18 protein-coding genes are annotated in these 13098 nt (G+C 58.9%); 7 read left to right on the top strand and 11 right to left on the bottom strand.

From position 1 onward, the window contains the following. Positions 1–6 precede the first annotated feature (6 nt). Positions 7–771 carry a double zinc ribbon domain-containing protein gene (locus ACR0JA_RS21040; protein ID WP_480579339.1) on the bottom strand — a complete coding sequence of 255 codons (765 nt, stop codon included), beginning with the start codon at positions 769–771 and terminating at the stop codon, positions 7–9. On the opposite strand from ACR0JA_RS21040, the gene ACR0JA_RS21035 reads away from it, so the two are divergent. Then, on the top strand, positions 752–1582 hold the full coding sequence (locus ACR0JA_RS21035; RefSeq protein WP_480579337.1) for a methyltransferase domain-containing protein: 831 nt from the start codon (positions 752–754) through the stop codon (positions 1580–1582). The genes ACR0JA_RS21040 and ACR0JA_RS21035 overlap by 20 nt on opposite strands. A gap of 55 nt (positions 1583–1637) precedes the next feature. Continuing rightward, positions 1638–2687 (top strand): ferrochelatase, encoded by a 1050-nt coding sequence (hemH, locus tag ACR0JA_RS21030; RefSeq protein WP_480579335.1) that lies wholly within the window; start codon positions 1638–1640, stop codon positions 2685–2687. Between the two features lie 65 nt (positions 2688–2752). Here hemH and ACR0JA_RS21025 read toward each other — a convergent pair whose 3' ends face one another. Next, positions 2753–2935 carry a hypothetical protein gene (locus ACR0JA_RS21025; protein WP_010442520.1) on the bottom strand — a complete coding sequence of 61 codons (183 nt, stop codon included), beginning with the start codon at positions 2933–2935 and terminating at the stop codon, positions 2753–2755. Between the two features lie 140 nt (positions 2936–3075). Beyond that, positions 3076–3675, bottom strand: coding sequence for a L,D-transpeptidase (locus ACR0JA_RS21020; RefSeq protein ID WP_480579333.1), 600 nt, complete (start codon positions 3673–3675; stop codon positions 3076–3078). A gap of 168 nt (positions 3676–3843) precedes the next feature. Between ACR0JA_RS21020 and dalA the strand changes: the two genes are divergently transcribed. Then, positions 3844–4359, top strand: coding sequence for a divisome-associated lipoprotein DalA (gene dalA / locus ACR0JA_RS21015; protein WP_480579331.1), 516 nt, complete (start codon positions 3844–3846; stop codon positions 4357–4359). Here dalA and ACR0JA_RS21010 read toward each other — a convergent pair. The 8 genes from ACR0JA_RS21010 to ACR0JA_RS20975 all read right to left on the bottom strand — a co-directional run bounded on the left by ACR0JA_RS21010 (position 4356) and on the right by ACR0JA_RS20975 (position 10267). Beyond that, positions 4356–5387 carry a hypothetical protein gene (locus ACR0JA_RS21010; RefSeq protein ID WP_480579329.1) on the bottom strand — a complete coding sequence of 344 codons (1032 nt, stop codon included), beginning with the start codon at positions 5385–5387 and terminating at the stop codon, positions 4356–4358. The genes dalA and ACR0JA_RS21010 overlap by 4 nt on opposite strands. A gap of 105 nt (positions 5388–5492) precedes the next feature. Next, positions 5493–5957, bottom strand: coding sequence for a PTS sugar transporter subunit IIA (locus ACR0JA_RS21005; RefSeq protein WP_480579327.1), 465 nt, complete (start codon positions 5955–5957; stop codon positions 5493–5495). Between the two features lie 57 nt (positions 5958–6014). Next, the gene (gene hpf, locus ACR0JA_RS21000; protein WP_480579325.1) at positions 6015–6578 is read right to left on the bottom strand and encodes a ribosome hibernation-promoting factor, HPF/YfiA family; all 564 of its coding nucleotides are present in this window, start codon (positions 6576–6578) and stop codon (positions 6015–6017) included. A 252-nt stretch (positions 6579–6830) separates the two neighbouring features. Then, positions 6831–7589, bottom strand: coding sequence for an LPS export ABC transporter ATP-binding protein (gene lptB / locus ACR0JA_RS20995; protein WP_480579323.1), 759 nt, complete (start codon positions 7587–7589; stop codon positions 6831–6833). Then, positions 7589–8080, bottom strand: a complete 492-nt coding sequence (locus tag ACR0JA_RS20990; RefSeq protein WP_480579321.1) for an LptA/OstA family protein — start codon at positions 8078–8080, stop codon at positions 7589–7591. Before ACR0JA_RS20990 ends, lptB begins: the two co-directional genes overlap by 1 nt. A gap of 3 nt (positions 8081–8083) precedes the next feature. Continuing rightward, positions 8084–8683: an LPS export ABC transporter periplasmic protein LptC gene (gene lptC / locus ACR0JA_RS20985; protein WP_480579319.1), complete on the bottom strand. Its 600-nt coding sequence runs from the start codon at positions 8681–8683 to the stop codon at positions 8084–8086. A 10-nt stretch (positions 8684–8693) separates the two neighbouring features. After that, complete coding sequence (locus tag ACR0JA_RS20980) at positions 8694–9656, bottom strand: KpsF/GutQ family sugar-phosphate isomerase (RefSeq protein WP_480579317.1); 963 nt, start codon at positions 9654–9656, stop codon at positions 8694–8696. Continuing rightward, entirely contained in the window at positions 9653–10267 is a 615-nt protein-coding gene (locus tag ACR0JA_RS20975) for a ribonuclease D (RefSeq protein WP_480579315.1), read from the bottom strand. The genes ACR0JA_RS20980 and ACR0JA_RS20975 overlap by 4 nt, the downstream gene beginning before the upstream one ends. 132 nt (positions 10268–10399) lie before the next feature. Between ACR0JA_RS20975 and ACR0JA_RS20970 the strand changes: the two genes are divergently transcribed. The 4 genes from ACR0JA_RS20970 to ACR0JA_RS20955 all read left to right on the top strand — a co-directional run bounded on the left by ACR0JA_RS20970 (position 10400) and on the right by ACR0JA_RS20955 (position 13098). Next, positions 10400–10663 (top strand): metal-sensing transcriptional repressor, encoded by a 264-nt coding sequence (locus ACR0JA_RS20970; RefSeq protein ID WP_480579313.1) that lies wholly within the window; start codon positions 10400–10402, stop codon positions 10661–10663. A gap of 3 nt (positions 10664–10666) precedes the next feature. Beyond that, a complete protein-coding gene (locus tag ACR0JA_RS20965) occupies positions 10667–11890 on the top strand; it encodes an MFS transporter (protein WP_480579311.1) in 1224 nt (407 codons plus the stop codon). A gap of 35 nt (positions 11891–11925) precedes the next feature. Further along, a complete protein-coding gene (locus ACR0JA_RS20960) occupies positions 11926–12354 on the top strand; it encodes an Lrp/AsnC family transcriptional regulator (protein ID WP_480579309.1) in 429 nt (142 codons plus the stop codon). Between the two features lie 72 nt (positions 12355–12426). Next, on the top strand, positions 12427–13098 hold the full coding sequence (locus tag ACR0JA_RS20955) for a lysozyme family protein (RefSeq protein ID WP_480579307.1): 672 nt from the start codon (positions 12427–12429) through the stop codon (positions 13096–13098).

Below are 13098 nucleotides of genomic sequence, written 5' to 3'. Positions count from 1 at the left end.
GGCGAATTAGGCATCCTTGGCAACGCGCGCCAGTACCAACACGAAAATATGATTTGCCCCTGATGCAAGGCAGGTTCGGGCGCAGGCCGACAAAGTGGCACCCGAGGTCATCACGTCATCCACCAGCAGCACATCGCGGCCCTTCATGCGCCTGGCGCGCTTGGGGTTGATAGATATTGCTTCGGCAAGGGTTCTGTGCCGTTCTACGGCGGTTTTTCCATCCAAAACAGGTGTGCGTCGCGTCCTGAGCAGCAGGTCGGGGCAGCATTCCAGCCCGGTTTCGCGCCCCAGATGCTGCGCCAACAGCGCCGATTGATTGTACCGCCGCTTTATCAGGCGCGCCCAATGCAAGGGCACAGGGGTAATCAGCATATCGGGGTGAAACAGTTCACGCCCCACCTGCGCCAACCAGCGCGCGGCGGGACGTGCAAGTTCAGGCCGGTCACCATGTTTCAATGCCAGAACCAGCGACCGCGCCTTGCCCTCATACATCAGCGCCGCGCGCCCGTCCTGCCAGGGGCGTGGGGACTTCAGGCAATCGTCGCATTCAATGCGAAATCCGTCCCTCGCACCCGGCAGAGGCACCCCGCAGCTTTCGCAAACAGTCCCGCCAATGAAGGGTGTGTCCCGCCAGCACGTTCCACACAGACCAAAATCCGAATCGGTCAAGTCACCACATCCCATGCAGCGCGGTGGGTAAATCAGTTTGACGGCGGTTTGAATCCGCTCGCGGATGCGATACCTGCGACCTATGAAACTGCCAGCGTCCAACTCTGCCTCTCTGTTCGATCGCCGGGCACTTGCCCAGCATCGCGCCCGCGCGCGCACCGAGGCGCTTTTTCTGCACCACGCCACCGTGGGTGAGGTGCAGGATCGCCTCTCCATGGTTAACAGAACCTTTACGGCCCCCGCGATTGTGAGCCCGTTTCCACAGGTCTGGTCTGACCTTCTGCCGAATGCGGAAATCGTTGCCGATGACGAGGTTCTGTCGTTGACCGCTGGTGCGCATGATCTGGTGGTTCACGCGATGGCGCTACATTGGGCCAATGATCCGGTCGGGCAGCTGATCCAGTGTCGCCGCGCGCTGCGCGCTGACGGGCTGTTGTTAGCGGTCTGTCTGGGCGGCGAGACGCTGACAGAAATGCGCGCAGCACTTGGGCAGGCAGAAGTCGCCGTCGCCCACGGCCTCAGCCCGCGCGTAATCCCGATGGCGGAACTGCGCGACATGGGCGGGTTGCTGCAACGCGCCGGGTTGGCGTTGCCGGTCGCGGACTTGGTGCCATTGACGGCGGAATACCGCGATCTGCGCCACCTGATGCAGGATCTGCGCGCGATGGGGGAAACCAATGCGCTGACCGCGCGATTGAAACACCCGACGCGCCGCGCGCTGTTCGAGACCGCGCAAGACATCTATGCCGCGCATTTCACCACCTCTTCGGGCCGGTTGAAAGCCACGTTCGAGTTGATTTGCCTGACGGGTTGGGCACCGGATGACAGTCAGCCCAAACCTCTGCGACCCGGTTCGGCGCAGACGCGACTGGCCGAAGCACTTCGCACCGATGAACGCAAACTGCGTGATTGACGACCGGGCATTTCCCTATATCTCAGACCGGAACACCAAATTCAGGAAGCCTCATATGTTTGACGCCACTCGCCCCTCGCATGCGCCTGCGGATCACCCCAAGGTCAAGATGGGCCGCGTTGGCATCCTGCTGGCAAATCTGGGCACTCCTGACGACTACAGCTATTGGCCGATGCGGCGCTATCTGAACGAGTTCCTGTCGGATCAGCGCGTGATCGACTATCCCAAGTGGAAATGGCAGCCGATCCTGCAAGGGATCATCCTGACCAAACGCCCCTTCAGTTCGGGCGAGGCGTACAAGTCGATCTGGAACCACGACAAGGGTGAAAGCCCATTGATGACGATCACCAAGGATCAGACCGCCAAACTGAAACAAGCGATGCAGGATCGATATGGCGATCAGGTACTGGTCGATTTCTGCATGCGCTATGGCAACCCGTCGACCAAGTCCAAAGTGCGACAGATGGTGGCCGAGGGTTGCGACCGCATCCTGTTCTTCCCGCTATATCCGCAATACGCAGGCGCCACGACCGCCACCGCAAATGACCAGTTCTTTCGCGCCCTGATGGAAGAGACATGGCAGCCCGCCAGCCGCACGGTTCCGGCCTATTTCGACCAACCCGCCTATATCGACGCTTTGGCGGGATCGGTTGAACACGCCTATGCGGCGATGGAGAGCAAGCCGGATATTCTGGTCTGCTCGTACCACGGAATGCCCGAACGTTATTTGCAACAGGGCGATCCATATCACTGTCAGTGTGCCAAAACCTCAAGACTGCTGAAAGAGCGTCTGGGTTGGACAGACGATCAACTGGTTTCCACCTTCCAGTCGCGCTTTGGCCCCGAAGAATGGCTGAAGCCCTATACGGTCGATCACGTGGCTGATCTGGCGCGGCAGGGAAAGAAGAATATCGCAGTCATCGCCCCGGCGTTTTCTGCCGATTGCATTGAGACGCTGGAAGAGATCAATGAAGAGATCCGGGAAAGCTTTGAAGAGGCCGGGGGCGAGCGCTTTACCTATATCCCCTGCCTTAACGACGAAGACGCCCATATTGCGGCATTGGGCAAAGTGATTGAGGACAATCTAAGCGGTTGGCTCGACTGACCGCTGCAATAAAAAAAGGCGGTGGAAAGCTCCACCGCCTTTTCTGTTAACTGAGTCTCGTCGACTTAGCTTGCTGCAACAGCTGCGGCAACAACAACCAGCAGGATCAGCGGCAGGATGATGCCCTGCGACGAACCCTGGGTTTCTTCGACAACGACAGGTGCTTCAACAACCGGCTCTTCCAGGTTACCGGCATATGCGGTCGAAGCAGCAGCGGTCAGTGCAGCAGCGAGAACGAGTTTCTTCATAATTAACCTCCAGAATTTGCGCGAATCCAACGATCTGGAACGCGCATCCAAGACTTACCTCGTGTTTTTTTCTAATCAGCAATACGCAGGGATTGCAATTGCAACTTGCCAGACAAGCGGGTTCGCGCGCCAAAATGTCGTCAAATTAGCAACACTTGCGTGCCAACCTTCGCCATTGAGAACAGCTCGGCAATGTCTTCATTGAACAGTCCGATGCAACCATTCGACGAACGTCGCCCGATTTTGCGCGTGTCATGCGTGCCGTGGATGCGATAGTACTTCCAGCTCAGGTACAAAGCATGTGTTCCCAATGGGTTATCTGGTCCCGGCGGAATATAATCTGGCCATTCCGGATTACGCTTCTTCATTGATGGCGTTGGCGACCAACTTGGGCCTTCAACCTTGCGGATGACGCTGGTGCGGCCGCGACGGGTCAATTCCTCGGTCAGAGGCACAGACGAAGGGTAGAGTTTATAGACCCTTTGATCATCCGACCAGTAGTGCAGCGCGCGCGAGACGGTATCGACCAGAATCGCACCGTTATTTGTGTTGGAAAAATATGGCCGCCAGTCCAGCGCACGGAACCCCGAGACGTTGCGGCGCACTTGCGGCTCTGGCTCAGGCGCGGGCCGCAGGGGATCGCCGGGGATGTATTGAGCAACGGCAGGTGAGGCGAGGCTGGCAGCAGCGCCCGCGATGAATCCGCGGCGCGAGGGTTTCAAAATGTGCTTTTTGACCATGATGGTGGCCCTTCTGTACAGGAAAGCAGAAAATCTGACGTATTCTATGGCCAGAATGCTTCAGTCGCAAATCAAACCGGCAGAATCATGCAGGCCCAAGCCATTGTGCATTTGCCCCGGCGCTTCAGGCAGGCTATTTCCCTGTTTGACACTAAATTCAGGCCCATCATGACGCGTATTCTTTCTCTTCTACTGATTTGTTTCACCGCTTTGGCGGCATGCACCGATTCGCGAACCACCGCGCTGGGGGCCGATGGCAGGCCCTTGCCGTCGGTCTACAAGATCCGCGGCAACCCCGAGAAACTGCAATTCCGGATGTTGGATTCGGTCAACGCGCTGCGTCAGGCGCAGGGGCTGCAACCTGTTCAGCTGAACTCAAGCCTGAACGCGGCTGCGGCAACTCATTCCAAGGACATGGCCCGGCAGAACCGGCCCTGGCATTTCGGCTCGGACGGATCCTCGCCGATCGATCGCGCTGCGCGGGCGGGGTATTTTGGAACGTTTCTGGGCGAAGCGATTTCCGAAACCTATGAGACTGAAACCGAGACGCTTGCCGCCTGGATGCAGGAACCCGGCCCGCGTGCCGTGATCATGGACGCCAAGGCGACCCAGATGGGGTTTGCCTGGCATCAGGAAGGTGGCGGCAAGATCTGGTGGACCCTGGAAATGGGAACCGGCGGCTAAAACGCGATCGGGGATATCCCGCCTGTGAACGCCGCAAGGATCGGTGCCGTCAAGGCAATGCCGGCGCGAATGTAGTCGCTTGCCCCTTCTTTCAGCCCATGTGAGGCCTGCCAGTCGCTGACTTCCTGCGATTGCTGCGGCCCGGTGCTTTGGGCGGCAGAAGTTGCAAGTCGTTTGACCCGACCGTCAAGGATCAGCGCAACAGGCAGATAGAAGCTCAGCAGCAGCAAGCTGAAATAAGTGCCGGTGAACAGCGCCGAGGCCAAAACAACTGCGCTGTAGGCCGATCTTTCTGATTCAGAAACCAAAGGCAGCGGCCAGTGCATCCAGCTTGTAGCAAAGAACATACCGAAGGTAAGAATGACGCTGGACAGATAGAGTTGCTGTCGCATCTGTTGCAAGTTTCTGGCCAGTTGCGCAGCCGCGTCCTCGAAATCATCACCGTCGCGGGATTCCAGACACAAGATCATCCCAACGATCAATGCGCCCACGGCGAGCCCGGCAAGGGCAGTGACGATGTCCAGAATGCGGTTGAACAGGGAAATAACGGGCACATCCCCGCATAGCCCCAACAGCCAACGGTCATCGGGCCCGGTACACCCGGGTAGGGTTCCTTGCGAAAGGGCAGTCTCAAAGACGGCAGCACCAAGACGGTGGTACAGACGCGGCCCGTCGGGGGACATGTTTTGCTGAACAACCGGCGTCAGCGCCAATATCAGGATTGCGATCATAGTCGCTAGGGCTGCAAATCGGGTTTCGCGTGCCATGGGTCGCATCAGGTTGCGGACCAGCTGGGCAACAGGCAACGCCGTAAGCGCAACGAAAAACCATGTGGCAGCTAGGAATCGGAAGCGCCCAACCGCTTCGAGCCACGGCCGATCGCTTTGCAGGATCTCCGGAGGGACGTTCAGGTCCGTAGCAATCAGATGATTCGAGATAAGCGCGTTAAGCCCGAAAATACTGATTGGAACAAACGCGATGGCGAAATAGCGCAATTTTATCCGGCGTTCGACCACAACTGTCCCCATGCGTTCGTTCGTTTTTCAACGAATACATAGCACAAGACCGGGTGTTACGCATGTGCGGGGCGAGACCGCTAGGTGCCGCCCGGAAACAGGACCAGCTCTGAGCCTTCAGGCGGCCTGCATCGATTGCGCTTCGGTCAGGATGGCGTACAGCTTGACCGGGTCAGGGTTGGCCCGCAGCTTGGCGCAGACCGTGGGTTCGCGCAGAGTGCGCGACACCAGCGCAAGCGCCTTGAGATGTTCGACGCCTGCCTCTTCGGGGGCAAACAGCGAAAACGCAAGGTCCACTGGCTGCCGGTCGACCGAGCCAAAATCGATGGGCTTCTCCAGCAGCACAAAAACCCCTGCAACCGATTCAATTTCGGACAGACGCGCATGCGGCAGCGCGACCCCGTGGCCGACACCGGTCGGGCCTAGGCTTTCACGTTCCAGCAAGTTCTCGACGATGGCTTGCGAATCCAGCCCCATCGTACCAGCGGCGACGTCGCCGATTTCCTGAAACAGCCGCTTTTTGCTGGAAGCAGACGATAACACGCGTACTGCTTCGGGCTTCAGTATGCTCGAAAGCTCCATGATCATGCTCCATGGCGCCCCCCGGCCACGCCGGGGGTGCCTCGTTATCCTTGCCTGTTACGGATCGATCCAGCCGATATTGCCGTCGTCCCGGCGATACACGACATTCAACCCGTCCTTATTCTCATTACGGAACACCAACACCGGCGCACCGGCAAGTTCCATTTGCATGACGGCCTCACCTACGCTGAGCGATGGAATCTGCGTCTCCATCTCAGCCACAATCATAGGCTGAAGCGATTCGGGCTCTGCAGCCGTCTCCGATTCGTCAGAGGCGAGGATATATGAGGAGGCGCCGAATAGTTCAACCGGCTCGGACCGGTCCTTGTGATGATCTTTCAACCGGCGCTTGTAGCGGCGCAGTTGGGTTTCCATCTTGTCGCAGCAGCCCTCAAACGCCGCATAAATCTCGGTTGCGTGGGCCTTGGCCTGTGCCGTCAGGCCAGTGGATAAATGTACAGTGGTTTCGCATACATATTCATGCGCTGAACGGGAAAAGACGACGTTGGCGTCGGTCGGTCTCTGGGCGTATTTGCCCACAACCTCGCCCAGTTCGGTCTGCACATGGGATTGCAGGGCCGCACCGATGTCGATCTGTTTTCCGCTGATTTGGTAACGCATGTGATCTCCTTCACAATTCACACCCATTCTGACGTCACGTAATGTGACGAACTTGTTTTTATCGGGTGGGGGGTATCGGCAGTTTCTGCGGTTGCCTCTGGCCCGGCCCTTCAGTGAAGGGAGATCGAGATCCAGTCTGGAACCGAATAATTGCCATGACCCAATTGAGGCAAGAGACGAGGGAAGAGTCAATCAAAACAGGTGTGTATATACGCGATTTCCGCCATGCACCCGGCGCAATTTCGCGCAAGCCTATGAAATTCTGAAATTTTCGCCCAGATACACGCGGCGTACATTTTCGTTCTCGACAACTTCGTCCGGCGTACCCGACATCAGTACCTGCCCGTCATGCAGGATGTAGGCACGATCGACGATTTCCAGCGTTTCCCGGACGTTATGGTCGGTGATCAGCACGCCGATTCCGCGTTTTTTCAAGTCGGCGACCAGATGGCGGATATCACCTACGCTGATCGGATCAACACCGGCAAATGGTTCGTCCAGCAGCAAATACTTCGGATCGGCAGCCAGGCAGCGCGCAATCTCGACCCGACGGCGTTCGCCCCCAGACAGCGCCAGAGCGGGTGCGCGGCGCAGGTGTTCGATCGAGAAATCCGACAGCAACTCCTCCAGCCGTTCCTTGCGGCGATGCGCGTGATTGACGGTGATATCCAGCACGGCCGAGATATTGTCTTCGACGCTCATCCCGCGAAAGATCGACATTTCCTGCGGCAGATACCCGATCCCCAACCGCGCACGGCGATACATCGGCAGAGTGGTGACGTTCTGCCCATCAATCGTGACCGTGCCGGCCTCAGGGAATACCAGCCCAGCGACCGAGTAAAAAGTTGTCGTCTTGCCAGACCCGTTCGGGCCCAACAGGGCCACGACCTCGGATCGGCCAAGCGTCATGGACACGTCCCGGATTACGGTCTTCTTACGGTAGGATTTGCGCAGCTTTTCGATCTTGAGACCAGAAGAGCCCTCGGCAACGGACAGTTTCGGGCTGTTCATCAATTTCCACTCGGCTGCAGGATTGTTTTGACCCGGCCCGACATGGTGGCCAGACCCGTGTTCAGGTTGGCGATCATCTCGTCACCGCTGATGACGCTGGGGCCTTGTGTCAGCAGAACGTTGCCTTTCATCTCGATCACGCCCGAGTCGATGGTGTATTCCGCCCAATCGCCCTCGGCTGCGTCCGGCGGGCTGACCAACACCACATTCTCGGTCGCTTCCATCCGCTCAATTGCGGATTGTTCTTCGTTGTAGATGACCAGAACACGTTCGGCCGTAAGACGCATTTCGCCCTGAATGACAATGACATTGCCCAGAAACTCGGCCGATCCGTCTTCCTGATTGACGTTCAGGGTCTCGGAGGTCACCTCGACCGGCAGGGTCGGGTCTGCGTTTGGTGAGCCGAATGCCACCTGAGCCTCCTGCGCCAACGCAGGCAATCCGCCAAACGCAACAGCAAGGGAAACAGAGACGACACGTAAATCAAACACAGGTTATCTTTCAGCTTTTTGAGGCTCGTATACCAGTTTCACACCATCTGTAAAAAGAATATGGACCGGTCCGTCCTTTTTTTCCGTCCCAAATGTCATGCGGCCTGCCGTAAAGTCACCGATCGGGCCGGTTCCATCAACCTGCCCCGGCGTGTTTCCGCGAATTTCGTCCAGCGATGTGTTCAACAGATCAGTTGTGACCTGAATACCGTCTGCCGTCGTGATCACGACATCGCCAACAAAAGTGGCGGTGCCCTTGTCAGGGCGGATCGTGCCCTCGTTGGACACCATGGTGATTTCGCGCCCGTTGCTCAGATCATATTGCCCGTGGATCTCGGACGCGGTCGGGTCGTCGCCTTCCTGACCCTGGCGGGCCTGACGCGCCTCGATACGAACCTCTTCGCCCTTACGAGTCACGCCCTGGTAGTCCGGCAGCGTGACCACCTGATCAGCCATTCGCTGATCGATCGCATCCCCGGTAAACGGTCCGGTTCCATTGGTGTCGATACTGCGCGACAGCAAGAATACGGTCGCCAGCAGAAAGATCGCCGCCAGCGGCAACAGCACCTTGAAGAACTGCACCATACGGGAATAGCGATCCACGGCGTTCTCCTCAGCCCAGACCGACGCGCAGACAGTCGTGGATGTGCAACAGCCCCTGCGCCAGCCCGTCTGCCTCGGGATCGACAACAAACAACGCGGTAATCTTGCGGTCGTTCATAATCGCAACGGCTTCTTCCGCCAGCGCATTTGGTGCGATGGTCAAGGGATCGCGCGTCATGACCTCGTCGACACTCTTGTCCAGCAATCCGGTCATGTTGCGGCGCAGATCGCCGTCGGTGACGATGCCCAGCAAACGACCAGCACCATCCGTCACGCCGACGACACCAAAGCTTTTTTCACTCATGACCAGCAGGGCGTCACCCATGGATGTCCCCGTCGGAACAACCGGCGTATCCGCATGCATCAGATCGCGCACTTTGCTGAGTTGTGCACCCAGCTTGCCGCCGGGGTGGAAATCGCGAAAGTTTTCAGGCCGGAAATCGCGATATTTCATCAACGCAATCGCCAACGCATCGCCCATCGCAAGCGTTAACGTCGTCGAGATCGACGGTACCATGCCAAAGCCGCACGCTTCGCCTAGCGAAGGGATCAGCAGATGCACATCCGCCTGTTTCATCAGCGTGCTTTCCGGCTTGCTGGACAGCCCGATCAGGGGGATGCCAAAGCGCCGGGTAAAGGCCAGCAGATTTGCCAGTTCCGGCGCCTCGCCTGAATTCGAGATCGCCAGAACCACGTCGCCCTTCGATACCATGCCCAGATCGCCATGGCTGGCCTCGGCAGGATGCACGAAATAGGCCGGGGTGCCGGTACTCGCCAGCGTGGCTGCAATCTTGTGCCCGATATGACCGGATTTGCCGATCCCGCTGACGATGATACGGCCAGTCGCGTTCAGGATCATTTGCACAGCTTCGGCGAAATCATCGTTCAGGCTTTCGGCCAAAACGTCCAGCGCGCGCGCCTCGTCAATGACGACCTGCCGGGCGGTTTTCAGAAAAGACTCAGTGTCGGTCATGAGTGCGCAAAAATATCCGTTTCGGGCCAGCCTGCGAGGTCAAGCTTCGCACGCATCGGCAGAAAATCAAAACAGGCCTGCGCCATTTCCGAGCGGCCTTCGCGGGCCAGACGTCCGTCCAGCGCCTCGCGCAGTTGGTGCAGGTACAACACGTCCGAGGCCGCATATTCCAGCTGCGCTTCGGTCAACGTCTCTGCTCCCCAGTCGCTCATCTGCTGCTGCTTCGAGATATCGACGCCGATCAGTTCCTGACACAGATTCTTAAGCCCGTGGCGATCGGTGTAAGTGCGCACCAGTCGGCTGGCGATCTTGGTGCAATAGACCGGTGCGGCCAGGGCACCAAAGGCGTGATACATCGCGGCAATATCGAAGCGTCCGAAATGAAACAGTTTCAGCACGTCCGGGTTTTCCAACATCGCACACAGGTTCGGGGCCGCTGTCTGGCCCTTTTCGACCTGCACGATATGGCTGTGGCCGTCTCCACCCGACATCTGGATCACGCACAGGCGGTCGCGGTGCGGGTTCAGCCCCATGGTTTCGCAGTCGATGGCCACAACAGGGCCCAGATCCAACCCGTCCGGCAGGTCGTTTTTGTACAAGTGGTTCGCCACGGAGTGTTCCTTTGTCCCGTATCGCCCCCGAGATAGGAGGTTTGTCAGGCAAACTCAACGCTCTCAGTTGGTCGACCGGCAAGAGGTGGCCGCGGCATTGACAATATCCCTATGGGGGGGATAGGGATACTCATGTCAAACCACACGCACGAATCTCATCCCGAAATCACAGCGCGCCTCAAACGCGCGCACGGGCATTTGGCCAAGGTCATTTCCATGCTGGATGATCACGCCCCCTGCGCCGATATCGCGCAACAGCTGTTCGCGGTGGAAAAGGCGATCACAAATGCAAAACGGGTTCTGATCCACGATCACATCGACCACTGTCTGTCCGCAACTGCGGAGGACGAGAATACCGGTGTTGAGGAGTTCAAGACCATAACGAAGTACCTCTGACAGATGCTCGGTATTCTCAGAAACCGCGTCTACCGGCATCTGTTCGGGGCACAGATCGTCGCCTTGTCGGGGACCGGGCTGGCGACGATTGCACTGGGGTTGCTGGCCTATGATCTGGCTGGTGATCAGGCCGGGTTGGTTCTGGGTACTGCCCTGACCATCAAGATGGTGGCCTACGTATTGGTTGCACCGCTGGCTGCCGCCTTTGCCGAGCGGATTGACCGGCGCAAGATGCTGGTAGCATTGGATTTGGTGCGTGCGGCGGTTGCGGTCGGCCTGCCCTTCGTCACCGAGGTCTGGCAGGTCTATGTACTGATCTTCGTGCTGCAATCCGCCTCGGCCGGGTTTACACCCGCGTTTCAGGCGACGATCCCGGATGTTCTGACCGACGAAAAGGACTATACCAAGGCGCTGTCCCTGTCCCGGCTGGCCTATGATATGGAAAGCCTGATCAGCCCGGCGCTGGCGGCGCTTTTGCTGACGTTTGTCAGTTTCGACACGCTGTTCTGGGGTACCAGCCTCGGATTCGTCGCCTCGGCGATGCTGGTTGTATCGGTGGCGCTTCCGTCCCCGAAACCCGCGGCGCGGCGCGGTATCTATGACCGTACCACCCGAGGTATCCGCCTGTATCTGCGGACGCGACGCTTGCGCGGTTTGTTGGCGCTGAACTGGACTGCCGCCGCTCTCAGCGCGATGGTCATCGTCAACACCGTGGTCATCGTCCGATCCGACTTTGGCCTGTCCGAAAGCGCGGTGGCCATCGCGCTGGCCGGGTTTGGCGGAGGCTCAATGGTGGCAGCCTTTGCGCTGCCGAAACTGCTGGACCATTTCCGGGATCGCAGCGTCATGCTTGGCGGGGCCCTGTTCGGAACTGTCGCAATGGCACTGTCCGCGCTGTTGTCCAGCAGCGCCCCGCTCTCGCTGGGCTTGCTGACTTGCCTCTGGGCCTGCGTCGGATTTGGCTATTCCGCGACGTTGACCCCCTCGGGACGTTTGCTGACACGATCCGCCCGGCCCGAAGATCGTCCTGCGGTCTTTGCGGCCCAATTCACCCTGTCCCACGCTTGCTGGCTGGTGCTCTACCCGATGGCCGGCTGGCTGATGACAAGCCAGGGGGTCACGGTGGCCTTGTTCTGGACCGCTATCGCTGCCGTCCTTGGCCTGTGCCTCGCCTTTGCCTTGTGGCCGCGCGACGGGCAAAGCAGCCCCCGACCCGACACGGCTTGAGCTTGGGTTGTCTTCTGCACTAGACCAAAGGAACCATGGACCAGCTTGACCGCCGCATCATCGCCGCCCTGCAACACAACGCCCGCGACTCGACCACGCGGATCGCCGCGAAACTGGGCGTCGCGCGCACCACCGTGCACGAACGCATCAACCGCATGCAGGAGCGCGGGGTGATCGCGGGATACTCGGTTATCATGCGCGAAGCCGAAGATACCCCCAAGGTTCAGGTCATCGTTCTGCTTGAGGTGCAGCAAAAGGAAACCACGCGCATCATCAAGCGGCTTGAGGCTTATCCCGAAGTCAAACTGTGCCTGTCGATCAATGGCGAGTTCGACCTGCTGCTGTCCGCCGAGGCACCCCGGATCGAGGATCTGGATATTCTGGTGGACGAGTTGGCCAAAGTTCCCGGCGTCCTGCGCACCAATACCAGCGTGGTCTTTGGTCGGCGTATTGATCGAAACTGAGCGGCGATAACGCTCTGTAAACCCAAAGACCGATAGCGTGCCCGGGAGTGATCAGAATCTCGGACCGGCAGAATGCCCAGACCTATCGTTGCGCTGTATCTGTTTTTTTCTTCCGCGCTGGCCGCCGAGGCGATGCCCGGCGGGGTCGGCGTGTGCGATCGCGCGGCGCGCCGTGCGGCGCAGGCCGAAGGGATCCCTCTGGACGTGCTTCAGGCCATATCGCGGGTGGAAACGGGCCGCAAACGCGATGGCAAGATCGAGCCCTGGCCCTGGACCGTCAATGTCGAAGGTCAGGGATATTGGTTCACCTCGGAAGCCGAAGCCAAAGCCTATGTGTTCAACATCTTCAAAGCGGGTAAGCGCAGTTTCGATGTCGGGTGTTTCCAGATAAACTATCGCTGGCACGGCAAGGCCTTTCGATCCATCGACGCCATGTTCGACTCCGCCGAGAACGCCCTGTACGCGGCGCGGTTCTTAAAGGAACTGCATGCCGAGCTTGGGTCCTGGCCGTCTGCCGCAGGGGCCTATCATTCGCGCACACCGGCTTTGGCGCAGGCGTACCGGGATCGGTTTCATACCATTTTGGCGCAATTGGACGGCACGACGCCCGCACGACCCCCTGATCCGTTTGCGGGCGCTGCGGGTCCGCTTATTCCACTTGCGCCGGAACATGGGCAGCGGGGCATTCTGGGTTCGCTGATGCCCGCCTCCGGCACTGCCACCGCATTCATCGCCTTCAATTAG

The organism is Ruegeria sp. AM4 (genome assembly GCF_056540665.1).
The sequence above is the reverse complement of the archived record's forward strand: the minus strand, read 5'-3'. Positions and strand labels throughout refer to the sequence as shown.

Coding starts and splice junctions, on each gene's coding strand:
- ACR0JA_RS21005 (WP_480579327.1), bottom strand. CDS start 5,957: ATGGAGCTTTCGAGCATACTGAAGCCCGAAGCAGTACGCGTGTTATCG.
- ACR0JA_RS20980 (WP_480579317.1), bottom strand. CDS start 9,656: ATGACCGACACTGAGTCTTTTCTGAAAACCGCCCGGCAGGTCGTCATT.
- ACR0JA_RS20960 (WP_480579309.1), top strand. CDS start 11,926: ATGGACCAGCTTGACCGCCGCATCATCGCCGCCCTGCAACACAACGCC.
- ACR0JA_RS20970 (WP_480579313.1), top strand. CDS start 10,400: ATGTCAAACCACACGCACGAATCTCATCCCGAAATCACAGCGCGCCTC.
- ACR0JA_RS21025 (WP_010442520.1), bottom strand. CDS start 2,935: ATGAAGAAACTCGTTCTCGCTGCTGCACTGACCGCTGCTGCTTCGACC.
- ACR0JA_RS20955 (WP_480579307.1), top strand. CDS start 12,427: ATGCCCAGACCTATCGTTGCGCTGTATCTGTTTTTTTCTTCCGCGCTG.
- ACR0JA_RS21035 (WP_480579337.1), top strand. CDS start 752: ATGAAACTGCCAGCGTCCAACTCTGCCTCTCTGTTCGATCGCCGGGCA.
- hemH (WP_480579335.1), top strand. CDS start 1,638: ATGTTTGACGCCACTCGCCCCTCGCATGCGCCTGCGGATCACCCCAAG.
- ACR0JA_RS20965 (WP_480579311.1), top strand. CDS start 10,667: ATGCTCGGTATTCTCAGAAACCGCGTCTACCGGCATCTGTTCGGGGCA.
- ACR0JA_RS21010 (WP_480579329.1), bottom strand. CDS start 5,387: ATGGGGACAGTTGTGGTCGAACGCCGGATAAAATTGCGCTATTTCGCC.
- lptB (WP_480579323.1), bottom strand. CDS start 7,589: ATGAACAGCCCGAAACTGTCCGTTGCCGAGGGCTCTTCTGGTCTCAAG.
- hpf (WP_480579325.1), bottom strand. CDS start 6,578: ATGCGTTACCAAATCAGCGGAAAACAGATCGACATCGGTGCGGCCCTG.
- ACR0JA_RS21020 (WP_480579333.1), bottom strand. CDS start 3,675: ATGGTCAAAAAGCACATTTTGAAACCCTCGCGCCGCGGATTCATCGCG.
- dalA (WP_480579331.1), top strand. CDS start 3,844: ATGACGCGTATTCTTTCTCTTCTACTGATTTGTTTCACCGCTTTGGCG.